Genomic DNA, 23026 nt, shown 5'->3' with positions numbered 1-23026 from the left:
CGGGACGCTGGGGGCGGGACCCGCATCCAGACCTGAATCCCGGCTCGGTGTGGCGCACCCTCGAGATCGATGGCACATCGGGGTCGCCAGACGACCCCGATGTGCCACTCGTCCGCGCAGAGCCGAGCCGGGTGTGATGTCTGGATGACAGAGCCACCAACCCCACCCCGGCCCCGCCGCCACCAACGCCCACGCAGGTCGCAACCCCCGGCTCACGGACAACCCGCCACGCCGGCGCCGCCCCCAACGCTCACCCTCTCGATGAGCTTGCCCACCAGCGCGCCGCGCCACCACCAAACGCCCGCGCCGGACGCCACCAACGCCCCGCGCCCCACCCGACCACATCCCAGCGTGCTGTACAACAGAGAGCGTGCGTGCGCTCTCCGCTCTGATGTTCTTCCCAAGAGGTGGCTCCGCGCACGTCGCCCGCGCCCTCGCCGCCAACCTGCCGTCGCACGGCTGGGACGTCACCCTCGTCGCGGGGTCCCGTGCCGAAAGCTCACCCCACGGCGACGCCCGCAAGTTCTTCCACGGCCTCGACCTCCGGCCCGTCGACTTCGACGCCGGCGACGCGCCGTTGCACCCCTCCTACGAGGACCGGCCCGGCGCGGCGGACCAGGTCTTCGCCGCGGTCGACGACGACACCTACGAGCGGCACGTGCGCGCCTGGGCCCGTGCCCTGGACGACGCGGACGCGCCGAGCGCGGACGTCCTGCACCTCCACCACCTGACGCCGATCCACGAGGCCGCGGCCCGCGTCGCGCCCGACGTCCCGGTCCTCACGCACCTGCACGGCACCGAGCTGCTCATGTTGGAGGCCATCGCCGACGGCGCCCCGTGGCCGCACGCCGCCGCGTGGTCCAGGCGCATGCGGCGCTGGGCCCGGCGCTCCGCACGCCTGCTGGTCCTCGCGCCGTCGCAGGTCGAGCGGGTCGAGCGACTCCTGGGCGTCGGCGCCGACCGCTGCGTCGTCTCGCCCAACGGCTTCGACCCCGACCTCTTCGAGCGCCGGGACGTCGATCGTGCCCGGCACTACCGGCGCCATCTCGTCGACCATCCGCGCGGCTGGCGGCCCGGCCACCCGGAGGGCTCCGCCCGCTACGCGCCGGCGCAGATCGCGCCGCTGACGCGCGGCCCGGTCGCGATCGCGGTCAGCCGCTTCACCGCCGTCAAGCGCCTCGGGCTCCTCGTCCGCGCGTGGGCGGGCGCGCAGCGCGACCGCTGCCTGCCCGCCGACGCGTCGCTGGTGCTGCTCGGTGGCTACCCCGGCGAGTGGGAGGGCGAGCACCCCGCCGACGCCATCGCCGCCTCCGGCGCCCGCAACGTCTTCCTCGCGGGCTGGCACGGCCACGACGCGCTGCCCGAGTTCTTCGGCGCCGCGGATCTCAACGTCCTTGCCTCGGTCCGCGAGCAGTTCGGCTCGGTGCTCGTCGAGGGCATGGCCTGCGAGCTGCCCGCGGTCGCCGTCAACCGCTTCGGCCCCGCCGCGATCATCGAGGACGGCGTCACCGGCTGGCTGGTCGAGCCCGACGACGAGCGGGCGCTGAGCGCCGCGATCGCCGCCGCGCTGACCGACCCCGACGAGCGCCGTCGCCGCGGCCGCCGCGCCCGGCGCGACGCCGCCGACCGCTTCTCGTGGCCGGCGCTCGCCGGCCACCTGGCCGCGCTCTTCGACGAGGTCGCCGGCGTGGCCGACGGGCATCTGGCGACCCCGGGCACGGCCGCGTGACCGACGCGTCGACCGCGGCGGCGGCGAGCCGCCGCTCCGAGCTGCGCCGGATCGGCCGGCTGTTCCTCCCCTACAAGCTGACGCTCGGGTCGGTCCTGGCGCTGATCGCGATCAGCGCCGCGATCAGCATCGCCCAGCCGTTCCTCCTGCGCCAGATCCTCGACCAGGCGATCCCGGACGACAACACCAAGCTGCTGACGTGGCTCGTGGCCGGGATGGTCGCCGTGGCGATCTCCACCGGCGCGCTCGGCGTCGCCCAGACCTACCTGTCCAACGTGGTCGGCCAGGAGGTCATGCACGACCTCCGCGCCGCGGTCTACCGCCACCTCCAGCGACTCTCGCTCGCGTTCTTCACGCGCACGCGCACGGGCGAGGTCCAGTCGCGGATCGCGTCGGACATCGGCGGCATCCAGTCGGTGGTGACGAGCACGGCGACGTCGATCGTCTCCAACGTCACCACGGTGTTCGCCACGATCGTCGGCCTGTTCGCGCTGGACTGGCGGCTGGCGGCGTTCAGCCTCGCGATCCTGCCGTTCTTCGTGTGGATGACCCGCCGCGTCGGCGGCGAGCGCCGCCGGATCACCGCCGCGCGCCAGGGCCGCGTGGCCGACATGTCGTCCTTGGTCGAGGAGTCGCTGAGCGTGTCCGGCATCCTGCTCGGGCGCACGATGGGGCGCGGGGAGGAGCTGGCCGACCGCTTCGCCGACGAGTCGCGCGAGCTGGCCTCGCTGGAGGTCCGGTCCCGCATGGCCGGCCGCTGGCGCATGGCCTCCGTGCAGATGTCGTTCGCGATCATGCCCGCGCTCGTCTACTGGTTCGCGGGCATGACGTCGGCGATCAGCGTCGGCACGTTGGTGGCCTTCACGACGCTCCAGACGCGGCTGCTGTTCCCGATCGGCTCGTTGTTGTCCGTGTCGGTCGACCTGCAGTCCTCGCTGGCGCTGTTCCACCGCATCTTCGAGTACCTCGACCTGCCGATCGACCTCGCGGAGGCGGAGCATCCGGTCGACCTCGGCGACGACGTCCGCGGCGAGGTCGCCTTCGAGAACGTCACGTTCGGCTACGACCCCGATGGCGCGCCGACGCTCGACACCGTCGACCTGACCGTGCCGCCCGGGTCGTTCACGGCGATCGTGGGGGAGACCGGCAGCGGCAAGACCACGCTCGCCTACCTCGTCGCGCGTCTGTACGACGTCGGCGCCGGGCGGGTGACGATCGACGGCACCGACGTGCGCGACGTGTCGTTCGCGTCGCTGGCGCGGATCGTCGGCCTGGTCTCGCAGGACACCTACCTCTTCCACGCGACCGTGCGCGAGAACCTGCGCTTCGCGCGGCCCGACGCGACCGACGCGGAGCTGGAGTCCGCCGCGCGCGCGGCGCAGATCCACGACCTGATCGCGCGGCTGCCCGACGGCTACGAGACGATGGTCGGCGAGCGCGGCTATCGGTTCTCCGGCGGCGAGAAGCAGCGGATCGCGATCGCCCGCGTCGTGCTGCGCAACCCGCCGGTGCTCGTCCTCGACGAGGCCACCAGCGCGCTGGACAACGAGACCGAGCGCGCGGTGCAGGACGCGCTGGACCACCTCGCCGCCGGCCGGACGACGATCGCGATCGCGCACCGGCTCTCCACGGTCCGCGACGCCGACCAGATCGTCGTGCTGGAGGACGGGCGGATCGCCGAGCGCGGGACGCACGAGGAGCTGCTGGAGCTCGGCGGCCGCTACGCCGCGCTGCATGAGGCGCAGGAGACGCGCGCGTGAGCGATCGACCGCGGCTCGTCGGCCTCGACGTCGCGGCCGACGCCGCCGCCTGGCGCGCCGCCGGGTTCGACGTCGGCACCGACGACGTCGTCCGGATCGGCACGACCGATCTGCGCCTGACCGCGGCCCCGGGCGCGCGCGGCCTCCACGGCTGGACGCTGGCGGGCGCCGTGCCCGACGGCGACGGAACGCTGGAGGGCGTGCGCACGGCGATCGCCGGGCCTGCGCCGCGCGACGACGCGCCCGCGCCGCCGCATCCCAACGGCGTCGGCGCGATCGACCACATCGTCCTGGCCACGCCCGACACGACGCGCACGTTCGAGGCGCTGGACGCCGCGGGCTTCGAGCTGCGCCGCGTCCGCGACGCGGGGCCCGAGCTGCGCCAGGGCTTCTTCCTCTTCGCCGACCTCGTCCTGGAGGTCGTCGGCCCGCCCGAGCCCCGGCCAGAGGGCGGGGTGGGCGGGTCCGCATCCCTCTGGGGCGTCACGCTCGTGGCGCCCGACCTCGCGGCGCCCGCGTTCGGCCCGCACCTCGGCGCGCCGCGCGACGCCGTCCAGGCCGGCCGGAAGATCGCGGTGTTCGACCGCGCCGCCGGGCTGGGCACGCGGATCGCGCTCATGACGCCGCGCCCGTGACACACCGCGCGGCCCGCGCGGCCCGCGCCGCCTCCGACGACTGAGACCGTCCTGATACTGACGCGCGCCCCGCGCGGCCGTACGGTCGCGTAAGCCGAGCACGCCCCGGCGGTTCTGGGAGGCAGGCCCTCCCTCCCCGACACCCACAGGAGCATTGATCCACATGGGGTTCTTGAAGGACATCCGCAACCTCCAGAAGCAGGCCGAGGCGATGACGCCTCCCGAGCACCGCGGCGTCACCGGCGGCTTCCGCGCGATGCGCGACGGCGTCGCCCAGGCCAACGAGGTGCTCGGCAGCGTGCAGGCCGAGGCCCAGAAGGCCCAGCACCTGATGGCCAGCGGCCGCGTCGGGTCGGCGACGATCGCCGCGATCCGCGACACCGGGATGACCATCAACGACAACCCGACGGTCGAGCTCGACCTGTCCGTGTCGCTTGACGGCGCCGAGCCGTACGCGGTCACGCACCGCCAGACGATCTCCCGCATCGCGATCCCGAGCTTCCAGCCCGGGGCGACGGTCCCGGTTCGCGTCGATCCGGCCGACCGGACGTCGCTGCTGATCGGATGAGCGCGTAGCACCTTCCGCACCTTGGTCGCCAGATCTCCGCTGGACCGGACATGGCGGCCAAACGGCGAGCGTCCCCGGCTCCGCACAGCCGGGGACGCCGCCACCCTCCCTTCTCGGCGTGCGTGCTCGGCCCCGTCCGCGCGTGCGAAACGGCACACCGATGCGTCGGTTGACGGACCGAACAGGCGTCCAGGATGGTCAAGCGCGGCTCGCGCGGCGCCAAAGCGCGCCCGATGGACCCCGCAGTGCCCCGACCGCTTCGTCTGCTCGCCCCGCTGACCGCCGCCTCCGCCGTGCTGGCGCTCGCCGCCCCGGCGGCGCACGCCGCGCCGTGCCCCGACGCCGACGTGTCGGCGAGCGCGCCCGGCGCCGTCTCCGCCACGCTGTGCCTGCTCAACAAGGAGCGCACGAGCCGTGGCCTGGGGTCGCTGAGCGAGTCCTCGACGTTGGACAAGGCCGCGGACAGGTTCGCGGGGGACATGGTCGCGCGACGGTTCTTCGACCACGTCTCGCCCGGCGGCGGGACGTTCATGGACCGCATCAAGGCCGCGGGCTGGACGCCGTCGGGCAGCTGGACCGCGGGCGAGAACATCGCCTGGGGGACGGGCTCGCTGAGCACGCCGGCGTCGATCGTCGATGGCTGGATGCACAGCCCCGGTCACCGCGCCAACATCCTCAACGGCGCGTTCACCCAGATCGGGATCGGGATCGCCGACGGCGCGCCGCGAGGCGGCGTCGACGACGGCGGCACCTACGTCACGGACTTCACGGGCGGCGGGGCCGCCAAGAAGCGCGCCAAGCGCGCGAGCGCCCGCCGCGCCGCGCGCCGCTGACCGCCCCGGCTCAGCCGGCCTTCGCGACCAGCGTGTAGCGCGCCTGCGCGCGCTTGCGGGCCTTCTCGGCCTCGACCTCGCGGTCCTTCGGCGGCGCGTTGGTCACCAAGGACTCCAACAGCTCCTCGGTCGCCGCGGTCACGGCCGCGACCGCGCGGTCGAAGGCCTCCGTGTTGGCCTGCGACGGCTTGGTGAACCCGCTGACCTTGCGGACGTACTGCAGTGCCGCGGCGCGGACCTCATCCTCGGACGCCGGCGGCGCGAAGTTGTACAGCGTGCGGATGTTGCGGCACATGCGACCCAGCGTAGGGTCAGGCGCCGCGCCCGTCCAGCTCGGCCGCCAGATCGACGACCACGCGCTCCTGGGCGGCGTAGGTCGCGCGCAGCGCCTCGGTCGCCTCGGGCCCGGCGACGATCTCCGGCGGCGGGTTCTGGGCCAGCGCCGCCCGTGCGCGCAGCGCCAGCTCGCCGCCGCCGATCGCCTCGGCCAGGTGCGCGAGCACGCCCTCGCGGACGCGCGCGCCGTCGGCGAACGCGGCCAGCACGGTGTCGGGCGACAGCGGCGCCCGGCCGAACACGCGCCCGTGCAGGACCGCCGGGTTCGAGCGATGCCCGAGCGCCTGCTCGGCCCGCAGCTCGTCGCGCAGCTCCACGGCCGCCGCCAGGTGCTCGATCGCCTGCGTGATCCCGGTCGCGTCGACCGGCAGCGACGCCGCCAGCTCCGGCGAGACCGCCGACAGCAGCGCGGCGCGCTCGGCCGCGGCGCCCGCCAGGATCGCCTCGACCTCGGCTCGGTACGACGTGGTGCTCACGCCGAGCAGGCTACGAGGGCGCGCTGAACGACTGCGTGCCGATCGCCGCAAGCAGCCGCAGCGCCTGGGCGTCGGGCGAGCCCGGCGGCGCGGTGTAGACGATCAGCCGCAGGTCGCTGCCGCGGACGAGCAGGATGTCGCAGTCGACGGTGATCCGCCCGACCTCGGGATGGTCGATCGACTTGCGCGACGCCGTGCGCGGCGCGACCGGCGCGCCCTCCCACAGCGCGGCGAAGCGCGGGGACTCCGCGATCAGGTCGTCGATCAGCTCCCGCAGGACCACGTCGTCGGGATATCGGCCCCGCGCCTCGCGCAGGTCGGCGACGACCTCGGCGTCCATCCGCGCGGACTCCTCCGCGTCGCGCACGAACCGCGACGGCGCGCCGGTGAACTGGGCCCACGCGATGTTGCGCCCGCGCGCGTCGCGGCCGGCCTTGCCGCCGGTCAGCGCGACCGCCAGCGCGTTGGCCGCCACGACCTCGTAGGCGGCGTCGATGACCACCACCGGGACGTCGCCGAGCCGGTCGATGACGCGCTGCACCGACGGCGTCAGGTGCCGGTTGATCGTCCCGGCCGTCGGCTCGGCCTGCCCGGCCACGCGGAAGAGGTGCGCGCGCTCGTCGTCGCTGAGGCGCAGCGCGCGGGCCAGCGGCGCCAGGACCGACGGCGACGGATGCGACGCGCGCCCCTGCTCGAGCCGCGCGAGGTAGTCCACCGACACCCCGGCCAGCCCGGCCAGCTCCTCGCGCCGCAGCCCCGGCGCCCGGCGCCGCCCGCCGGCGGGCAGCCCGACGTCGTCGGGGGAGAGGCGATCGCGCCAGGTGCGCAGGCAGGCGGCCAGCTCGTCGTTGCCGTCCATGGCCACCATGATCGCGCACGTCCGCCGCCGTATCGTCGCCCTGCCGGTCCCAGGGACGCGGCGTCCTCTTCCGCTGCCGCGGCGCGTGGCGCAAGGTGCAAGGCATGACCACCACCTTGATCACGGGCGCCAACAAGGGCCTCGGCCACGAGGCCGCCCGCCGGCTGATCGACGCGGGCCACGACGTCTGGGTCGGCGCGCGCGACGCCGCCGCCGGCGCCCGGGCCGCCGAGGCGCTCGGCGCGCGCTTCGTCCGGCTCGACGTCACCGACGACGCCTCGGTCGCCGCCGCGGTCGACACCGTCCGCGCCGCGGGCACCGGCCTCGACGTCCTCGTCAACAACGCCGGCGTCATCGGCCCGCGGGTGGCACCGCGCGACACGACCGCCGGCGACGTCGCCGAGACCTACGCCACCAACGTCTTCGGCGTCGTGCGCGTCACCCACGCGTTCCTGCCGTTGTTGGAGGGGTCGGACAACCCGGTCATCGTCAACGTGGCCAGCGGCCTCGGCTCGCTGGCCCTGACCAACGACCCCGGCCGCGTCGAGCACCAGGTCGTCAGCCTCGGCTACCCCACGTCGAAGACCGCCGTCGTCGCGCTCACCGACATGTACGCCCGCGCGCTTCCCGGCTTCCGCGTCAACGCCGTCGACCCCGGCTACACCGCCACCGACCTCAACGGCCACAGCGGGCACCAGACGGTCGCCGAGGGCACCGACGCGATCGTCGCGCTGGCCCAGGTCGGCCCCGACGGCCCGACGCGGACGTTCCAGGACCGCGAGGGCCTCGTGCCCTGGTAGCGGAGCGCGGTCGTCTGGCGAGCTACAGGCCCGCGGGGTGGCGCGCGACGTACCCGGCCGTCGAGCGCATCCCGGGGCCCCAGCGCGAGCCGTCGCGGGCGCGGACGCTCGTGTCGTACCGGCGCCCCTCGATGACCATGAACGCGTGCGACGCGTTGGCGTAGACCGTGACGAACCGGCCGCGGCCCGCCTTCCCGTAGGACATCAGCTCGCCCGAGTCCAGCGGGCGGCGCAGGCGGCCCATGCCGTGCAGGACGTAGGACACGCTGCCCGAGCAGTCGTAGCCGGCCGCGCTGAACGACCCGTGGCCGCCGCCGTAGATGTAGGGCTTGAACTGGATGCGGTTGGCGGCCGCGACCGCGCGGCGCAGCAGCGTCACGTGGCGCGGGACGGTGACGCCGCCACCGCGCAGGTGCGCGCGCTTCAGCACGGGGTGGCTGCCGTGGACGCCGAGCGCCGCCCACGTGCCGGGGCCGACGACGCCGTCGGCCGCCAGCCCGTGCTCGCGCTGGAAGGCCTTCACGGCCCGCGCGGTGCCGGGGCCGAAGACGCCGTCGGCGGCGATGCCGAGGTCGCGCTGCAACAGCCGGACCGACGAGCCGCGCGTGCTCACGCGAGCCTGCGCGCCGCCGCCGCCGCCCGACCGGCGCGCGCCGCGGCCCCGCGAGTCGTGCACCAGGCGCCAGGTGACCGTGCCGACGATGCCGTCGACGGTCAGGTGGTGCCTGCGCTGGAAGCGGCGGACGGCCTTGAAGGTCCCCTTGCCGAAGATGCCGTCGGCGGGGGAGAGGCCGAGGTCGCGCTGGAGCACCTTGACGCGCACGCCGTGGCTGCCCTTCTTGAGGGGCTTGGCGTCCGCGCCGGCGGCGGCGGGCAGCGAGATGGCGGTCGCCGCGAGCAGCGGGACCAGGACGTGGCGTGTTCGGGCGACAGGCATGGGAGCGGCGCCTACGAGGTGAGCTGTCGGGCTCGCGCCGTACAGACGGCGCTACGCGGTCATCCGGACCGCGACTCGCCCCAGCGACCGGGCCGCGGTCGCGATGGGTCCCCCGTCCGTTCGTTCCCGAACGGCTCGGCGCGACGTCGTTCTACCAACCGAAATCCCTGCACAGCGCAAGATCCGTTGCAGGGATGGGAAGCGGGGCGCGCCGTGCTGGATGGCGCGCTACACGCCCACGCGCCGCATCGACCGCACGGCGAGCGCGCCGAAGGCCGCGACGAGGCCGACCATGGCCAGCAGCGCCGGCCACGTGTCGGCCCACGTGACGTGCGCGACGAAGCCCTGGCGGACGCCGTCGAGCACGTGCGTGACCGGGTTGACGCGGGCGATCGCGCGCATCCATCCGGCCAGCAGGTCCAGCGGGGCGTAGGCGCTGGTGAACAGCACGGCCATGAAGCCGACGGTCTGCATCAGCGGCGCCGCCTGCTGGGTCTTGAACTTCAAGGCCACCAACACGGCGTAGAGCGCCATCGCGGTCGCCAGGCCCATGACGAGCACGGCGTCGAGCGCCAGCGCGCCGAACCCCGGCCAGCCGACGCCCAGCGCGAAGGCCACGCACAGCAGGAACGCCGCCGGCAGCAGCGCGCGGATCGCCGCGCTGGCCACGACGCCGGTCAGGATCGTCACGCGCGGCGCGGGGCAGACCATCAGCCGGTCGAACCACCCGCGCTCGATGTCGCGCGCGAGGTTCACGCCGGTCGCCGCGCCGGTGAACGCCGCGCCCTGCAGCAGGCCGACAGGGACGATGAACGTGCGGAAGTCGGTGGCGTCGAAGCCCGGCAGCCGCGCGGCCTCGCCGAAGACGCCGCTCAACCCCACCAGGAAGATCGACGGCGCCAGGACGCCGGGCAGCGCGGCGCCCGGCACGCGCGTCAGCTCGTTGAGCGCGCGGCGCACGAGCGCCGCGATCACGGTCAGCGAGCGCGTCATCGCGCCTCCCGCAGCCGGCCGCGCAGCGCGAGGACCGCCAGCGCGACGAACACCGCCACCAGCCCCGCCGCCGCGGCCAGGCCCTCGAGCACCGGACCGACCGAGATCCCCGAGATGATCGGGTCGCGCATCCCGTCGGCGACGTAGGACAAGGGGTTGAACTCCGCGAACCAGTCGGCCGGGGCCTCCAGCAGCGCGCGCGGGAAGAACGCGCTGGAGACGAAGAGCACGACGAAGACCAGCGGGAAGATCCCCTGGACCGTCGAGGCGTTGCGCGCCCGCAGCGCGATCAGCACCCCGAGCGCGGCGAAGCCCGTCCCAGCCAGCGCGCCGATCGCGATCACCAACAGGATCCCGAGCGGCCCGCCGTGGAACGACACGCCGAAGATCGCGCCCAGCAACAGGAACCAGACGACCTGCGCGGCGGCGATCGCCGTGCCGGCGAGGATCCGCCCGAGCACGATCGCCACGCGCGGGATCGGCGCGGCGACCAGCCGGTCGAAGAACCCGCCCTCGATCTCCAGCGCGGTCCCGATGCCCTGCATGACGCCGCCGAGCAGCAGCGACTGCGTGATCGCGCCGGCCAGCTGGAAGTCCAGGAAGCCGTCGACGTGCGGGAAGCCCGGCAGGTCGGTCGTCCGGTGCAGGCCGCCGGTGTTGATGGCCAGGAACAACGTCGGCATCAGCACCAGCGGCGCCAGGAACTGGGGACGGCGCAGGATGTTGCGCAGCGTCCGGGCCGCGAGCGCCCACGAGGGCGCCAGGATCGCCCGCATGCTCAGGCGACCGCCGCCGGCGCGGTGGCGGCGCCCTCGAGGCGATGGCCGGTCTTCTCGGCGAAGACGTCGTCGAGCGTGGGGCGGACGACCTCGATGCCCTCGACCGCGAAGCCCGCGTCGTCCAGCGCGCGCACGACCGGCGCCATCGCGGCCGCGCCGTCGGCCACGCGCAGCGAGACGTGCGCGCCCGGCGTGGTCGCGCACAGCTCGCCGTAGGGGGCGACGGCGCGCGCGGCGGCCTCGGCGTCCGGACCCTCGCCCGCCAGCGTGATGTCCAGGTGCGGGCGGCCGACCTCGGCCTTCAGCGCCTGCGGCGTGCCCTCGGCGACGATCCGGCCGTGGTCGATGATCCCGACGCGGTCGGCGAGCTGGTCGGCCTCCTCCAGGTACTGCGTGGTCAGGAAGACCGTCGTGCCCTCGTCGCGCAGGCGCCGGACCTCGTCCCACAGCGTCGTCCGCGACGTCGGGTCCAGGCCGGTCGTCGGCTCGTCGAGGAACAGGACCTCGGGCGCGTGGATCAGCGCCATCGCGAGGTCCAGGCGCCGGCGCATGCCGCCGGAGTACGTCCCGACCCGGCGCTCGCCGGCCTGCGCGAGGCCGACGCGCTCGATCAGGTCCGCGGCGCGCGCGGCGACCGCCTTGCGCGGGATCCCGTGCAGCGTCGCCTGCAGCTCCATCAGCTCGCGCCCGGTCATCAGCAGGTCCAGCGCCGCCTCCTGCAGCGCGACGCCGATCCGGCGACGCACCTCGGCGGGCTCGCGCGCGACGTCGTGGCCGGCGACGAGCGCGTGCCCGCCGGTCGGGCGCAGCAGCGTGACGAGCATCCGGACCGTCGTGGTCTTGCCCGCGCCGTTGGGCCCGAGGAACCCGTACACCTCGCCCGGCGCGACCGCGAGGTCGATGCCGTCGACGGCCTTGAACCCCTTGCCGAACTCCCGCTGGAGCCCGACCACCTCAATCGCTCGCTCGGCCATCGGTCGCGCATCCTACGAGGCCGGACGGGTAGGTCAGAGGGCGATGCAGCTGGACGAGACGCAGCACACCGCGGTGACCGCCCTCCTCGACCAGGCCGAGGAGGCCGGGTCGCTGTGCTTCGCCGACATCGCGCAGGCGGTCGCGCGCCTGGATCTCGACGACGAGGCCCAGGGGCAGATCGAGGACGAGGCCCGCACGCGCGGCATCGACCTGACCGACGACTGCGGCCGGACCGAGGTGCCGGCCACGCACTACCTCAACGGCGAGATCGCGACGACGACCACCGACGCGCTCTCGCTGTTCCTGCAGGAGGTCCGCCGCCATCCGCTGCTGACCGCCGACGAGGAGATCGAGCTGGCCAAGCGCATCGAGAACGGCGACGAGGCCGCCAAGGAGCGGATGATCACCTCCAACTTGGCGTTGGTCGTCTCGATCGCCAAGCGCTATCCGACCGACGGCATGACCTTGCTGGACCTGATCCAGGAGGGCATCTTCGGGTTGATCCGCGCGGCCGAGAAGTTCGACTGGCGCCGCGGGTTCAAGTTCTCCACCTACGCGACCTACTGGATCCGCCAGGCGATCCAGCGCGGCATGGAGAACAAGGAGCGCACGATCCGGATCCCCACCAACGTGCTCCAGCGCGAGCGCAAGGCGGCGCGCGCCGAGAAGGAGCTGACGACCGAGCTGGGGCGCAAGCCGACCGACGCGGAGGTCGCCGAGCGGGCCGAGCTGGCGCTGCGCGACGTCGAGGCGCTGCGCGACATGGCGCGCACGGTGACGTCGCTGGACCGCCCGGTCGGCGAGGGGGAGGGCGCGGCCTTCGGGGACCTGCTGCCGTCCTCGGCGCCCGCGCCGGAGGAGGAGGTCACGGTGTCGCTGCGCGAGTCGGCGGTCCGGCACGCGCTGGAGTCGCTGCCCGAGCGCGAGCGGACGGTCGTGCTGCTGCGCTACGGGCTGGACGGCGAGGCGGCGCCGGTCGGCGTCCAGGAGATCTCGCGGCGCCTGGGGCTGCGCCAGAACGAGGTGCGGTCGCTGGAGCGCCGCGCGCTGGAGCACCTGTCGACGGTGCGGGAGATCGAGGCGCTGAAGGACGCGGCCTGAAGCTTGCCGTGTGCGCCGGGCGCCGGCGCGGAGCGGATTCTGGCGCCCGGACCAACGTGGGTCCGAGCGCCTCCGCCCGGTCATGGGCCACCGCTTTTTTCTTACATCCCAGGACGAGTGTGAACTTGCCTGGGCGGCATCACACTCCAGAGCGCCCGGACTGACCGCCGATCCGAGGATCGGCGCGTTGCCAAGGCTCGGGTCTCGGAGACCCAGCTCCAGTGGGCAGCCCGCCGGACGACGGATCCTAGCGAGGCCGAGCGGCCGATTCGGGACCGACCTTGACCGGAAGTCCGACGGCCCCTCGATCGGACTAGACCGATCGGCCAAGGCTGCTAACCTAGTTGATGTACAGGCCGAGGAGAGACCTCGGCGAAGCAGTGCCCGTGTGTCCGCAGTCGTTGCCTCGAAGCATCCTCCGCGCAGCACCAGAGCACCAATGTGGAGGTATTTCAGATGGCCACCGGAACCGTGAAGTGGTTCAGCGACGAGAAGGGCTTCGGCTTCATCACCCCCGACGACGGGGGCAAGGACCTGTTCGTGCACCACACGGCGATCAACAGCGACGGCTTCCGTACGCTCGCCGAGGGCGCGAAGGTCTCCTACGAGGCCGAGAGCGGGCCGAAGGGTCCGAACGCGGTCAACGTCTCGCCGGTCTAGCCACCCGCTAGCCCGCTGCACCGCGCGCGACGGGAAGCGCCTTGCGCCCCGTCGCCGCGGCTTTGGCGCGTTGATCGCGCCGACCAGGAAGGATCACCATGATCCGACTGATCTGCGGCAGCTGCCTGCGTCTCTGGGACGCGCGGCTGCACGGCCACCGCAGCACCTGCCCCCATTGCGGCGGCGCGCTGCGGTCGCACTAGGAATCGACCGAGCCCGGGGCCGTGAAGATCACGCCCCGGGCAGGGTTCCCCTCCGGTACGGCTCCTCCTCGTCGCGCGGCTTCTCCGCGTAGGCGACGCTCGGGTCCGGCGTCTCGTCCCGCACGCCGGCGCCATGCCTCTGGGCCACCGGGTCGACCGGGTAGACGCAGTCCGGCTCCACGCCGGCGCTCCGGGCACCGGTCATCAGGATCGTGCACGGCGCGTCGGAGGCGTTGGCGAACGCGTGCCGGGTCCAGGCCGGGCAGTGGACGTAGTCCCAGGCCTTCAGGACGCGCTCCTCGCCCTCGACGATCAGCGTGGGGGAGCCCGACAACACCAAGAACCCTTCCTGCGCGGCCTCGCCGTGGTACATCGTGCTGCGCTCGCCGGGCTCCAACACGTGGATGTTGATCCCGTAGTCGGGGAACGGCGCGTCGCGCGTGTCGAAGGCGACGGACCGGCCCCAGCCGGGCGCGGCCTCCCAGGGCTTCTCGGTGGCGTTGACGACGAACCAGGGCTCGGTGGGGTCGGGCATGAGCCCACGCTACCCATCTCACCGTCCACCCCTCCACATATCGTCACACCCCGCATGCCTTCCTCCGCACCCCCGCACCGCCGTCGTCGAGCCCGCGCCCCGCGTCCGCCGGAGACGCCCGTCGAGGCCCGTCCCGGCGAGGCGCTGGTGTGGACCGACGGCGCCTGCAGCGGCAACCCCGGCCCGGGCGGCTGGGCCGCGATCGTCGTCGGCCCCGACGGCGCCGAGCCCGTCGAGCTCTCCGGCGGCGAGCCCCACACCACCAACAACCGCATGGAGTACACGGCGGCGCTGGAAGGCCTCCGATCGCTGCCCGACGGCGCGTCGGTCTGCATCGTCACGGACTCGACGCTGCTGCTGGACTCCATGACGAAGTGGATCCACGGCTGGAAGAAGAAGGGCTGGAAGACCGCCTCCGGCTCGCCGGTCAAGAACCAGGACCTCGTGGTCGCCCTCGACGAGGAGATCGGCCGGCACGCCGAGGTCCGCTGGCACTGGGTCCGCGGGCACGAGACCGGCGACGAGCACGCGCACAAGGCGCTCAACGACCGGGCGGACCGCCTCGCGGTGGCGGCGGCCAAGGCGCAGGCGTAGCAGGACGCGCCGGAGCCGGCGTCGTGGGGGATCCGGGTCGAGGAATGACTGCATAGCAGTCATTGGGCGACCCGCATCCCACCCGGCCCGCGCGGCGTGGCCATGACCTCCCAGGTCATCGCCACGCCGCGCCCTACGGCGTAGCGTCCCGCGCGATGACCTCCTCCGCCGCAACGCTCTCCCCGCCGTCCCCGCCGCTCGGCGTCGGCGCGCTCCTGCGCCGCTGGCGCGACCAGCGCCGCCTGTCGCAGATGGAGCTGGCGCTCACCGCCGACGTGTCGACGCGGCACCTGAGCTTCGTGGAGACGGGGCGGTCCAAGCCGAGCCGGGAGATGGTCGTCCGCCTGGCCGAGCACCTCGACGTCCCGTTGCGCGAGCGCAACGAGCTGCTGCTGGCCGCGGGCTACGCGCCGGCGTACCCGGAGTCGTCGCTCGAGGACTCCGAGCTGACCCAGGTGCGCGACGCGGTCCGCAAGCTGCTGGTCGCCCACGAGCCGTTTCCGGCGATCGCGGTCGACCGGCGCTGGGAGCTGGTGGACGGCAACGCGGGCGTGGCGCTGATCACGGCGGGCGCGGCGCAGCATCTCCTCGAGCCGCCGGTCAACGCGCTGCGGCTCGCGCTGCACCCGGAGGGCATGGCGCCGCGGATCGTCAACCTCGCCGAGTGGCGCGCGCATCTGCTCGGCCGCCTGCGGCGCGAGGTCACCGCCACGCAGGACCCGCAGTTGAAGGCCTTGCTCGCCGAGCTGTCGGAGTACCCCGGCGGAGACGAGGCCGACGGCGAGATCCACGTCCCGCGCGCGGGCGAGATCGTCGTGCCGCTGCGCGTCCGCGCCGACGACGCGGGCGAGCTGGCGTTCATGTCGACCGTGACGACGTTCGGCACGCCGCTGGACATCACGGTCTCCGAGTTGTCGATCGAGGCGTTCTTCCCGGCCGACGACCACACGGCCAACGTGTTGCGCGCGCTGGTGTAGGACTAGGAGTCGAACCCGAGCCCGAGCCGGTCGAGCGTCGAGAGCCACGGGCCGCGCCGGCCCTCGTTGCGGTCGGCGCGCGTCATCTCGCGCGTGGTCAGCGCGATGACGCCGGCGCGCAGCGGCTCGGGCGGGAACGGGACCGGCTTGCCGCGCACGTACTTCAAGGCGGTGGCCTCGGTCTCGCGGCCGTCGACGAGGTCCAGCGCCACGCGCGCGCCGAAGCGCGTCGAGCAGACGCCCAGGCCCGTGTACCCCAAGGCGTAGGACACGCGACCGCCCATCGCGGTCCCGAAGAACACGCTGAACCGCGAGCACGTGTCGATCGCGCCGCCCCAGCGGTGCGAGAACCGCACCCCCCGCAGCTGCGGGAACGTCGTGAAGAAGTTCTGCGACAACCGGCCGAACGTCGGGTCGTGGTCCTCCAGGTGCGCGCCGACCGGGCCGCCGCGGCGGTAGACCGCGTCGTAGCCGCCCCACAGGATCCGGTCGTCGGCGCTGAGGCGGTAGTAGTGGAAGTGATTGCCTTGGTCGCCGATGCCCTGGCGCCCGTTCCACCCGATCGCCGCCTTCTGGGACGCCGTCAGCGGCTCGGTCATCAAGGCGTAGTCGTAGACCGGCACGATGTAGGCCTTCAGACGCGCCAGCAGCGGCGGGAACGCGTTGGTGGCCAGCAGCACGCGCCGCGCCCGCACCGCGCCGCCGGGCGCCGTCACGGTCACGCCGCCGCCCGACCCGCCGCGACGCTCCAGCCCCGTCGCCTGCGTGCGCTCGTGCAGCCGCACGCCCACCGCCAGCGCCGCCTCGCGCAGGCCGGCGGCCAGCTTCGCGGGATGGACGAGCGCCGCGCCGGTCCGGTCCCAGATCCCGCCGAGGTAGGTGGGGGAGTCGACCTGCGCGCGCATCGCCTCGGCGTCGAGCACCTCGACGTCGTGGCCGTAGGACCGCGCCAGCTCCGCGTCCTCCTGCGCGCCCGCCACCTCGTGCGGCTCCACCAGCGCGTCGATCGCGCCGGTCTCCTCGAGCTGCGCGTCGATCCCGTGCCGCGCCAGATCCGCCTTCAGCCCCTCGTAGTTCTCCAGCCCGAGCCGCTCGAGCGTCGCCACCTCGTCCGGGAAGCGCGCCAGCCCGTTGCCGAGCCCGTGCGTCAGCGACGCGATCAGGAACCCGCCGTTGCGCCCCGACGCGCCCCAGCCGACGCGGTCGGCCTCCAGCACGACGACGTCGCGCGACGGGTCGTCGGCCTTGGCGTGCAGCGCCGCCCACAGGCCCGTGTAGCCGCCGCCGACGATGCACAGGTCCGCGTCCGTCACGCCGACCAGCGGCGTGTCGGGCTCGCGCTCGGGAAGGTCGTCGAGCCAGAACGGGACGTTCCTCGCGTCCGCGTAGGCGGCACGCTCGGCGGCGGTCGGCGGGGTCGTGGGCCAGGGGCGCGGCATGCGCGCGGACCGTAGCGCTCCTGAGGCGCTCCGGGTGGCGAAATCGCCCACGAGCCGGTTGTCCACCGACGCAAGTGCGACGATGGACGACAGACCGTCCGCGTTCGTCGCGCGAGCTTGCGATGATGGCGCGGCAGGACCCATCGTGGACGCCGAGACCGCTACCAGCTCGATTTCCTTCGCACCGCCGCCCGAGCCGGCGGGGCCGCCCCCGGCCGTGCCGCCGGAGGCCAACGCGCTGCCGCTGCACGTGGCGCTGTCGGCGCTCGCCGGCCTCGTCGCGTCGATCGTCTGGGCGGTCACCGGCGGCGGCTACTACTGGCCCGCCTGGGTCTGGCTCGGCGTCGGCATCCCGGTCGCCATCCACGGGATCGTCCGCTACGGGTTCAGCCGGCCGGGCAGCGCCCGGCACGGGTTCATCCTGCACGGGATGGTCACGGGGCTGGTCTCCTCGATCCTCGTGATCGTCTGGGGCTTCACGACCGACGGCGTCGACGACTTCTGGCCGCTGTGGCCGCTGCTCGTGCTCGGCGTCGCGCTCGCCGTCCACATGCTCGTGATCTACGCCGACCGCCTGCCCGGCAGCCGCCGCGAGGCGCAGCTGGCCGAGCGCGTCGGCGAGCTGACGCGCACGCGCCGGGGCGCGCTGGACGTCCAGGCCGCCGAGCTGCGCCGGATCGAGCGCGACCTGCACGACGGCGCGCAGGCGCGCCTGGTCGCGCTGAGCCTGCTGCTCGGACGCACCGAGGAGCGGCTGAGCAGCCACCCCGAGGAGGCCGAGCTGGTCCGCCAGGCGCGCGCCGAGGCCTCGGCGGCGATCGGCGAGCTGCGCGACCTCGCGCGCGGGATCGCGCCGCCGGTCCTGGCCGACCGCGGCCTGGCCGCCGCGGTCGAGGCGCTCGGCCGCCGCGCCGCCACGCCGGTCACCGTCGACGCCCAGGAGCTGCACGAGCGCCCGCTGCCGGTCGTCGAGACCGCCGCCTACTTCGTCGTCTCCGAGGCGCTGACCAACGTCGCCAAGCACGCGCCCGGCACGAGCGCCCACGTCCGGCTCGCCGAGCAGGACGGCCGGCTGATGATCGAGATCTCCGACGACGGCCCGGGCGGGGCCGACCCCGACGGCAACGGCCTCACCGGCCTGCGCCACCGCGTCGAGGCGCTGGACGGGACGCTGACGGTGACGAGCGTCGAGGGCTCGGGCACGACGGTCCACGCGGAGCTGCCGTGCGGGCGGTGATCGTCGAGGACCTCGCGCTCCTGCGCGAGGGCATCGTCGCGCTGTTGCGCGAGCACGACGTCGATGTCGTCGCCCAGGCCGAGGACGCCGAAGGCCTCCTGCGGATCGTCGCCGGGCACAAGCCCGACCTCGCGGTCGTCGACGTCCGCCTGCCGCCGACGTTCACCGACGAGGGCCTGCGCGCGGCGATCGAGGCGCGCCGCCGCCAACCCGGCCTCAACATCCTCATCTTGAGCCAGTACGTCGAGCCGATCTACACGGCCGAGCTGCTGGAGTCCGGGGAGGGCGGCGTCGGCTACCTGCTCAAGGAGCGCGTGGGGGAGGTCCGCTCGTTCATGGACGCCGTGCAGCGCGTGGCCGCCGGCGGCACCGCGCTGGACCGCGAGGTCGTCTCCGAGCTTGTCCGCCAGCGCGCCGGCGAGGGCGCCGAGGGCAACGGCGACGCGCTGTCGACGCTGACGCCGCGCGAGCGCGAGGTCCTGGAGCTGATGGCCGAGGGCCGCACGAACGCGGCGATCGCGCGCCACATGGTCGTGACGCCCGGCGCCGTCGAGAAGCACGTCACGAACATCTTCGGCAAGCTCGACCTGCCCGCCACCAACGACGACCACCGCCGCGTGCTGGCGGTGCTCACCTTCCTGCGCGCAGGCTGACCGGGAGAGGCCGGATCGGCCGCCCGGCGTGGCATCCTGTAGGCCATGAGCAACCTCTCTCGCCGTCCCGGCTCCGGCACGTCGCGCGCCAAGCGCGAGCAGCGCGCGTTCCGGACCGTGGTCGTGGGCGGGACCGCCGCCGTCGTCGCGGTCGTCGCGCTGGTGCTGTCGATCGCCGGCGTGATCGGCTCGGGCCTGTTCTGGCTGGCGCTCGCCGTCACGATCGTGTCGGTGATCATGTTCCGCCAGAGCGTCGGCGGGAAGCGCTGAAGCCCGGCCTGCCGCCTGGCACCGTGCTCTGACCGACCGTCCGGCCAGGCAGGGCCGAAGAGACCTTGCGGTTCCTCATTGCCTGCGGTAGTCCTGCTCGCTGCAACACCGCTGAGCGCGTTGCACTCCTTCGCGGTGACCGGCGGCGTACGGGGCGTCGCCGGTCCTCAGCGTCGCGGTAGCGCAACCGTCCGGTTGCGTTAGAGTGGGCGCATGCGCTTGCTCGTGCTGGGAGGGACCACGTTCGCCGGACGCGCCGTCGTCGAGGCGGCCGTCGCGCGCGGCTGGGCGGTGACGACGTTCAACCGCGGCCGCGGTGCCTGGACGCACCCGGAGGTCGAGCGGATCGTCGGCGACCGCCTCGATCCGACGACGTTCGCGCCGCTGGCGCGTGGGACGTGGGACGCGGTGGTCGACACGTGGCAGGGCGCGCCCGCGGCCACCGAGGCGATCGCGGCGGTCCTCGCCGGGCGCGTCGAGCGGTACGCCTACGTCTCCTCCTGCTCGGTCTACGCGCCTCCGCCGCGGCCCGGGGCCGACGAGCACGCGCCGCTGGTCGACGGCGCCGGGGACGGGTACGGGGACCTCAAGCGCGGCTCGGAGATCGCGGTCGAGGCGGCGTTCGGCGCCGACCGCGCGCTCCTCCTGCGGCTCGGCCTGCTGCTCGGGCCGCACGAGGACGTCGGCCGGCTGCCGTACTGGCTGACGCGCCTGGCCGCCGGCGGCGACGTGATCGCGCCCGGACCGCCCGACCTGCCGCTGCAGCTCGTCGACGCGCGCGACCTCGCGGCGTTCGCGCTGGACGGGATCGCCGCCGGCCTGAGCGGCCCCTACAACGTGGTCTCCCGGCGCGGGCACGCGACGATGCGCACGCTGCTGGAGCGCGCCCGCGACGTGACCGGTGGCGGCGCCCGCCTGGTCTGGACGCCGCCGGAGGAGGTCGAAGGGGAGCCGTGGAACGAGGTCCCGATCTGGCTGCCGCCCGACCACGAGTCCGCGGCGCTGCACGACATCGGCGTCGAGAAGGCGCACGCGGCGGGCCTGACGACGCGCCCGGTGGCGGAGACGGTCGCCGACACGTGGGCGTGGCTGAGCGCGGCGGGCTCGCCGTCCTGAGGCGCGCGGGCTAGGCGGCCGCGTCAGCGCTGTCGGCCTCGCCGTCCGCGTCGGCCAGCGCCGCGCGCGCCAGCGCCAGGACGCCCTCGCGCGAGCCCGCCGACGCGTAGAACCGCGCCGTGTGGGCGAACAGCGCGTCGTCGACGCCCGTGGCCGCCGCCAGCTCGTCGCCGGTCAGCCCGGCCCACGCGGCGGGCAGGTCCATGCGGTTGTCGAAGGCGCCGGGGGCGACCGGCACCGCGACCATGCCCCAGCCGTCGGACTTGGGGTAGACGACCAGCCGCGCGTCCGGCGCCTCGTTGACCATCGTCTCGCGCCACGGCATGTTGGAGGACAGCTCGACGACGCGCGGGTCGCCGCCGTCGGCCGCGGCCGCCGCGATCGCCGCGCGCACCAGCTCCCGCGCCCGCTGGAACCCGGCCGCGCCCGCGACCTGGCGCTCGAGGATGCCCTGCGCCACCGCCACGGCCTCGGCGAAGCGCGCGTCCTCCTCGGCCTGGTCGAGCCGCTCGTCCCACGACGGGTTCAGCGCGCCGACGACGCCGCTGACCGTCATCGGCCGCACGCCGTCGACCAAGGACTCCATGATGGTCTGACCGGTGTCGTTGGCGTCTACGCCCTGGACGAGGCGCTCGTCGATCCCGTCGGCCGCCTCCTGCGAGCCGCCGCAGATCGCCGCGCCGAACGCCCGCCACACCAGCCCGAACGAGGCGTACCGAATGCCATTGGGTCGCTCGCCCGCGCCGCCCTTCTGATGGTGGTCGAAGTCGCCGGTGGACGCGTCGTCGCGCCCGCCGACGTCGACGCGCACGTCGGCCGCGGCCTGCCGCGCGGCGTCGCGCGTGCGGACGACCTCGATCTGCTCGTCGGGATGGGCGAGCCGCAGCGCGGCCACGGCGAAGACGTCGTCGGCGTGAAAGCCGCCGGGGTGCGTGGCGACCCGCATCAGGCCGTGGGGGCCTTCGCGCGCGACCACTCGGCCTTGTGGAGCTTCTTCTGCGCCTGGTACTCGGACAGCGCCGCGGCCGAGTCGACGTCGCCGAGCGTCGGATGCCACGGCACCAGCGGCCGGGCGACCTCCAACCCATAGCGCTTGGCCAGCACCGCGCCGATCGACTTGACCTTCATCTCGCCGAAGCCCGGCAGCGCCTCCAGGCGCGCCCGGAGGTCGTCGGCGTCGCGCGCCTCGGTCCACACGCGCGCCGCGTCGCCGTCGTAGGTGTCGCGGACGTGCACCGCGAGGTCGTGCACGCGCTCGGCCATCGAGCCCGGGAAGCGGTGGATCGCGGGCTTGATCCGGAAGATCGCGTCCAGGTCGGCGTCGGCGACCGTGGCGGCGTCGAGCTTGCCGCCGAGCCGCTCCTTGAGCGCCAGCGGCCCCACGAAGGCCTTCATGACCGTGACCTGCTGATCGAGCGCGAAGCCGATCAGCAGCGCGAACGGATCGTGGGCGATGAGCTCGTTGGCGGCGTCGTCGGCCGTGAAGTGCAGGCGGTCGGGCACGGTGATCCGATCGTACCCACCGCTTGACTTCGAGCGCGCTCCAAGTCCTAGGCTCGGAGCCATGACCCCGATCACCCCGCAGCAGCCGATCGGCTCGGGCCTCGGCCCGCGCACCACCGCCGCCGAGGTCCTCTCCGGCATCGACCTGTCGGGCAAGCTCGCCGTCGTCACCGGCGGCTACTCCGGCATCGGGCTGGAGACCACCCGGGCGCTGACCGGCGCGGGCGCGGCCGTCGTCGTCCCCGCGCGGCGTCCGGAGCGGGCGCGCGAGGAGCTGGCGAAGGCGGGCATCGAGGCCGAGGTGGGCGCGCTGGACCTCGGGGACCTCGACAGCGTGCGCGCGTTCGCCACCGACTTCCTCGACGGCGACCGCCCGATCGACCTGTTGATCAACAACGCGGGGATCATGGCCAACCACGAGACGCGAGTCGGGCCGGGCTGGGAGTCCCAGTTCGCGACCAACCACCTCGGGCACTTCACGCTGGCCAACCTGCTCTGGCCCGCGCTGCGCGCCGCGCCCGCCGGCGCCCGCGTCGTGGCGCTCTCCTCCTCCGGCCACAAGCGCTCGCTCGTCTACTTCGACGACATCATGTTCGACCGCCGCCCCTACGAGAAGTGGCAAGCCTACGGGCAGGCCAAGACCGCCAACAGCCTGTTCGCCCTCCAGCTCGACCAGCTCGGCGCTGACGCCGGCGTGCGCGCGTTCGCCGTGCACCCGGGCGGCATCCTCACGCCGCTGCAGCGCCATCTCTCCCGGGAGGAGATGATGGACTTCGGCTGGATCGACGCCGACGGCAACATCAAGGAGACGCGCTTCAAGACGCCCGAGCAGGGCGCGGCGACGACGGTCTGGGCGGCGACGTCGCCGCGGCTCGACGGCCTGGGCGGCGTGTACTGCGAGGACTGCGACGTCGCGGCGCCGACCGACCCCGACGACGAGCGCGGCGCGCGCTACCGCGGCGTCGAGCCCTACGCCCGCGACCCCGAGGCCGCGGCGCGGCTGTGGGAGGTCAGCGCCGAGCTGACCGGCGTCGACGCGTTCGCGGCGACCCGGTAGT

Annotated in this window: 26 protein-coding genes and 1 riboswitch; of the genes, 15 read left to right on the top strand and 11 right to left on the bottom strand. The window is 74.2% G+C overall.

Going from position 1 to position 23026, the window contains the following annotated elements; translation table 11 throughout:
* The first annotated feature begins 391 nt into the window (after positions 1 to 391).
* The 5 genes from VFG42_RS21505 (at position 392) to VFG42_RS21485 (ending at position 5525) form a co-directional block, all read left to right on the top strand.
* Positions 392 to 1729, top strand: a complete 1338-nt coding sequence (locus VFG42_RS21505; RefSeq protein WP_324910864.1) for a glycosyltransferase family 4 protein — start codon at positions 392 to 394, stop codon at positions 1727 to 1729.
* Entirely contained in the window at positions 1726 to 3489 is a 1764-nt protein-coding gene (locus VFG42_RS21500; protein ID WP_324910863.1) for an ABC transporter ATP-binding protein, read from the top strand. Before VFG42_RS21505 ends, VFG42_RS21500 begins: the two co-directional genes overlap by 4 nt.
* Positions 3486 to 4124, top strand: a complete 639-nt coding sequence (locus VFG42_RS21495; RefSeq protein WP_324910862.1) for a hypothetical protein — start codon at positions 3486 to 3488, stop codon at positions 4122 to 4124. Before VFG42_RS21500 ends, VFG42_RS21495 begins: the two co-directional genes overlap by 4 nt.
* Positions 4125 to 4287: 163 nt before the next feature.
* Complete coding sequence (locus tag VFG42_RS21490) at positions 4288 to 4692, top strand: hypothetical protein (protein WP_324910861.1); 405 nt, start codon at positions 4288 to 4290, stop codon at positions 4690 to 4692.
* Between the two features lie 245 nt (positions 4693 to 4937).
* Positions 4938 to 5525, top strand: coding sequence for a CAP domain-containing protein (locus VFG42_RS21485; protein WP_324910860.1), 588 nt, complete (start codon positions 4938 to 4940; stop codon positions 5523 to 5525).
* A 10-nt stretch (positions 5526 to 5535) separates the two neighbouring features.
* Here VFG42_RS21485 and VFG42_RS21480 read toward each other — a convergent pair whose 3' ends face one another.
* Genes VFG42_RS21480 through VFG42_RS21470 form a run of 3 tightly spaced genes read right to left on the bottom strand, consistent with a single transcriptional unit; the run spans position 5536 to position 7196 of the window.
* Positions 5536 to 5820, bottom strand: coding sequence for a DUF2277 domain-containing protein (locus VFG42_RS21480; RefSeq protein ID WP_324910858.1), 285 nt, complete (start codon positions 5818 to 5820; stop codon positions 5536 to 5538).
* Positions 5821 to 5836: 16 nt separating this feature from the next.
* Complete coding sequence (locus VFG42_RS21475) at positions 5837 to 6337, bottom strand: hypothetical protein (protein ID WP_324910857.1); 501 nt, start codon at positions 6335 to 6337, stop codon at positions 5837 to 5839.
* A gap of 10 nt (positions 6338 to 6347) precedes the next feature.
* Positions 6348 to 7196: a helix-turn-helix transcriptional regulator gene (locus VFG42_RS21470; RefSeq protein WP_324910856.1), complete on the bottom strand. Its 849-nt coding sequence runs from the start codon at positions 7194 to 7196 to the stop codon at positions 6348 to 6350.
* 104 nt (positions 7197 to 7300) lie between these two features.
* On the opposite strand from VFG42_RS21470, the gene VFG42_RS21465 reads away from it, so the two are divergent.
* Positions 7301 to 7996: an SDR family NAD(P)-dependent oxidoreductase gene (locus VFG42_RS21465; RefSeq protein WP_324910855.1), complete on the top strand. Its 696-nt coding sequence runs from the start codon at positions 7301 to 7303 to the stop codon at positions 7994 to 7996.
* 22 nt (positions 7997 to 8018) lie between these two features.
* Here the strand turns inward: VFG42_RS21465 and VFG42_RS21460 are convergent, their stop codons facing one another.
* The 4 genes from VFG42_RS21460 to VFG42_RS21445 form a co-directional block, all read right to left on the bottom strand.
* Positions 8019 to 8933, bottom strand: coding sequence for a peptidoglycan-binding protein (locus VFG42_RS21460; protein ID WP_324910854.1), 915 nt, complete (start codon positions 8931 to 8933; stop codon positions 8019 to 8021).
* An 8-nt stretch (positions 8934 to 8941) separates the two neighbouring features.
* Positions 8942 to 9074: riboswitch (cyclic di-AMP (ydaO/yuaA leader) on the bottom strand.
* Between the two features lie 87 nt (positions 9075 to 9161).
* Complete coding sequence (locus VFG42_RS21455; protein WP_324910853.1) at positions 9162 to 9926, bottom strand: ABC transporter permease; 765 nt, start codon at positions 9924 to 9926, stop codon at positions 9162 to 9164.
* On the bottom strand, positions 9923 to 10702 hold the full coding sequence (locus tag VFG42_RS21450; RefSeq protein ID WP_324910852.1) for an ABC transporter permease: 780 nt from the start codon (positions 10700 to 10702) through the stop codon (positions 9923 to 9925). Before VFG42_RS21450 ends, VFG42_RS21455 begins: the two co-directional genes overlap by 4 nt.
* A gap of 2 nt (positions 10703 to 10704) precedes the next feature.
* On the bottom strand, positions 10705 to 11679 hold the full coding sequence (locus VFG42_RS21445) for an ATP-binding cassette domain-containing protein (RefSeq protein WP_324910851.1): 975 nt from the start codon (positions 11677 to 11679) through the stop codon (positions 10705 to 10707).
* Between the two features lie 43 nt (positions 11680 to 11722).
* On the opposite strand from VFG42_RS21445, the gene VFG42_RS21440 reads away from it, so the two are divergent.
* Positions 11723 to 12781: a sigma-70 family RNA polymerase sigma factor gene (locus VFG42_RS21440; protein ID WP_324910850.1), complete on the top strand. Its 1059-nt coding sequence runs from the start codon at positions 11723 to 11725 to the stop codon at positions 12779 to 12781.
* Positions 12782 to 13237: 456 nt separating this feature from the next.
* A complete protein-coding gene (locus VFG42_RS21435; RefSeq protein WP_324910849.1) occupies positions 13238 to 13441 on the top strand; it encodes a cold-shock protein in 204 nt (67 codons plus the stop codon).
* 231 nt (positions 13442 to 13672) lie between these two features.
* Here VFG42_RS21435 and VFG42_RS21430 read toward each other — a convergent pair whose 3' ends face one another.
* Positions 13673 to 14179 (bottom strand): cupin domain-containing protein, encoded by a 507-nt coding sequence (locus VFG42_RS21430; RefSeq protein ID WP_324910848.1) that lies wholly within the window; start codon positions 14177 to 14179, stop codon positions 13673 to 13675.
* A gap of 54 nt (positions 14180 to 14233) precedes the next feature.
* Here VFG42_RS21430 and VFG42_RS21425 point away from each other — a divergent pair, with 54 nt between their 5' ends.
* Complete coding sequence (locus VFG42_RS21425) at positions 14234 to 14773, top strand: ribonuclease H (protein WP_324910847.1); 540 nt, start codon at positions 14234 to 14236, stop codon at positions 14771 to 14773.
* 155 nt (positions 14774 to 14928) lie between these two features.
* The gene (locus VFG42_RS21420; protein ID WP_324910846.1) at positions 14929 to 15750 is read left to right on the top strand and encodes a helix-turn-helix transcriptional regulator; all 822 of its coding nucleotides are present in this window, start codon (positions 14929 to 14931) and stop codon (positions 15748 to 15750) included.
* Between the two features lie 2 nt (positions 15751 to 15752).
* On the opposite strand, the gene VFG42_RS21415 is transcribed toward VFG42_RS21420, so the two are convergent.
* On the bottom strand, positions 15753 to 17189 hold the full coding sequence (locus tag VFG42_RS21415) for an FAD-binding oxidoreductase (protein WP_324910845.1): 1437 nt from the start codon (positions 17187 to 17189) through the stop codon (positions 15753 to 15755).
* 217 nt (positions 17190 to 17406) lie between these two features.
* Here VFG42_RS21415 and VFG42_RS21410 point away from each other — a divergent pair, with 217 nt between their 5' ends.
* From VFG42_RS21410 to VFG42_RS21395, 4 genes are all read left to right on the top strand, one after another.
* Positions 17407 to 18426: a sensor histidine kinase gene (locus VFG42_RS21410; RefSeq protein WP_324910844.1), complete on the top strand. Its 1020-nt coding sequence runs from the start codon at positions 17407 to 17409 to the stop codon at positions 18424 to 18426.
* Positions 18414 to 19079 carry a response regulator transcription factor gene (locus VFG42_RS21405; RefSeq protein WP_324910843.1) on the top strand — a complete coding sequence of 222 codons (666 nt, stop codon included), beginning with the start codon at positions 18414 to 18416 and terminating at the stop codon, positions 19077 to 19079. The genes VFG42_RS21410 and VFG42_RS21405 overlap by 13 nt, the downstream gene beginning before the upstream one ends.
* A 45-nt stretch (positions 19080 to 19124) precedes the next feature.
* Positions 19125 to 19349 carry a hypothetical protein gene (locus tag VFG42_RS21400; RefSeq protein WP_324910842.1) on the top strand — a complete coding sequence of 75 codons (225 nt, stop codon included), beginning with the start codon at positions 19125 to 19127 and terminating at the stop codon, positions 19347 to 19349.
* A gap of 213 nt (positions 19350 to 19562) precedes the next feature.
* The gene (locus VFG42_RS21395) at positions 19563 to 20465 is read left to right on the top strand and encodes an NAD-dependent epimerase/dehydratase family protein (RefSeq protein ID WP_324910841.1); all 903 of its coding nucleotides are present in this window, start codon (positions 19563 to 19565) and stop codon (positions 20463 to 20465) included.
* A gap of 10 nt (positions 20466 to 20475) precedes the next feature.
* Here the strand turns inward: VFG42_RS21395 and VFG42_RS21390 are convergent, their stop codons facing one another.
* Together VFG42_RS21390 and VFG42_RS21385 are read right to left on the bottom strand one after the other, a co-directional pair.
* Positions 20476 to 21411, bottom strand: a complete 936-nt coding sequence (locus VFG42_RS21390; protein WP_324910840.1) for an MYG1 family protein — start codon at positions 21409 to 21411, stop codon at positions 20476 to 20478.
* Positions 21411 to 21968 (bottom strand): HhH-GPD-type base excision DNA repair protein, encoded by a 558-nt coding sequence (locus VFG42_RS21385; protein WP_324910839.1) that lies wholly within the window; start codon positions 21966 to 21968, stop codon positions 21411 to 21413. The genes VFG42_RS21390 and VFG42_RS21385 overlap by 1 nt, the downstream gene beginning before the upstream one ends.
* Before the next feature lie 61 nt (positions 21969 to 22029).
* On the opposite strand from VFG42_RS21385, the gene VFG42_RS21380 reads away from it, so the two are divergent.
* Positions 22030 to 23025: an SDR family NAD(P)-dependent oxidoreductase gene (locus VFG42_RS21380; protein WP_324910838.1), complete on the top strand. Its 996-nt coding sequence runs from the start codon at positions 22030 to 22032 to the stop codon at positions 23023 to 23025.
* Position 23026: the final 1 nt, after the last annotated feature.

This window comes from Baekduia sp., assembly GCF_035685985.1.
GTDB lineage: Bacteria > Actinomycetota > Thermoleophilia > Solirubrobacterales > Solirubrobacteraceae > Baekduia.
This window is presented reverse-complemented; position numbering and strand designations above follow the sequence as displayed.

Coding starts and splice junctions, on each gene's coding strand:
- VFG42_RS21505 (WP_324910864.1), top strand. CDS start 392: ATGTTCTTCCCAAGAGGTGGCTCCGCGCACGTCGCCCGCGCCCTCGCC.
- VFG42_RS21490 (WP_324910861.1), top strand. CDS start 4,288: ATGGGGTTCTTGAAGGACATCCGCAACCTCCAGAAGCAGGCCGAGGCG.
- VFG42_RS21480 (WP_324910858.1), bottom strand. CDS start 5,820: ATGTGCCGCAACATCCGCACGCTGTACAACTTCGCGCCGCCGGCGTCC.
- VFG42_RS21470 (WP_324910856.1), bottom strand. CDS start 7,196: ATGGACGGCAACGACGAGCTGGCCGCCTGCCTGCGCACCTGGCGCGAT.
- VFG42_RS21465 (WP_324910855.1), top strand. CDS start 7,301: ATGACCACCACCTTGATCACGGGCGCCAACAAGGGCCTCGGCCACGAG.
- VFG42_RS21460 (WP_324910854.1), bottom strand. CDS start 8,933: ATGCCTGTCGCCCGAACACGCCACGTCCTGGTCCCGCTGCTCGCGGCG.
- VFG42_RS21455 (WP_324910853.1), bottom strand. CDS start 9,926: ATGACGCGCTCGCTGACCGTGATCGCGGCGCTCGTGCGCCGCGCGCTC.
- VFG42_RS21450 (WP_324910852.1), bottom strand. CDS start 10,702: ATGCGGGCGATCCTGGCGCCCTCGTGGGCGCTCGCGGCCCGGACGCTG.
- VFG42_RS21445 (WP_324910851.1), bottom strand. CDS start 11,679: ATGGCCGAGCGAGCGATTGAGGTGGTCGGGCTCCAGCGGGAGTTCGGC.
- VFG42_RS21440 (WP_324910850.1), top strand. CDS start 11,723: ATGCAGCTGGACGAGACGCAGCACACCGCGGTGACCGCCCTCCTCGAC.
- VFG42_RS21435 (WP_324910849.1), top strand. CDS start 13,238: ATGGCCACCGGAACCGTGAAGTGGTTCAGCGACGAGAAGGGCTTCGGC.
- VFG42_RS21430 (WP_324910848.1), bottom strand. CDS start 14,179: ATGCCCGACCCCACCGAGCCCTGGTTCGTCGTCAACGCCACCGAGAAG.
- VFG42_RS21425 (WP_324910847.1), top strand. CDS start 14,234: ATGCCTTCCTCCGCACCCCCGCACCGCCGTCGTCGAGCCCGCGCCCCG.
- VFG42_RS21420 (WP_324910846.1), top strand. CDS start 14,929: ATGACCTCCTCCGCCGCAACGCTCTCCCCGCCGTCCCCGCCGCTCGGC.
- VFG42_RS21415 (WP_324910845.1), bottom strand. CDS start 17,189: ATGCCGCGCCCCTGGCCCACGACCCCGCCGACCGCCGCCGAGCGTGCC.
- VFG42_RS21400 (WP_324910842.1), top strand. CDS start 19,125: ATGAGCAACCTCTCTCGCCGTCCCGGCTCCGGCACGTCGCGCGCCAAG.
- VFG42_RS21395 (WP_324910841.1), top strand. CDS start 19,563: ATGCGCTTGCTCGTGCTGGGAGGGACCACGTTCGCCGGACGCGCCGTC.
- VFG42_RS21390 (WP_324910840.1), bottom strand. CDS start 21,411: ATGCGGGTCGCCACGCACCCCGGCGGCTTTCACGCCGACGACGTCTTC.
- VFG42_RS21380 (WP_324910838.1), top strand. CDS start 22,030: ATGACCCCGATCACCCCGCAGCAGCCGATCGGCTCGGGCCTCGGCCCG.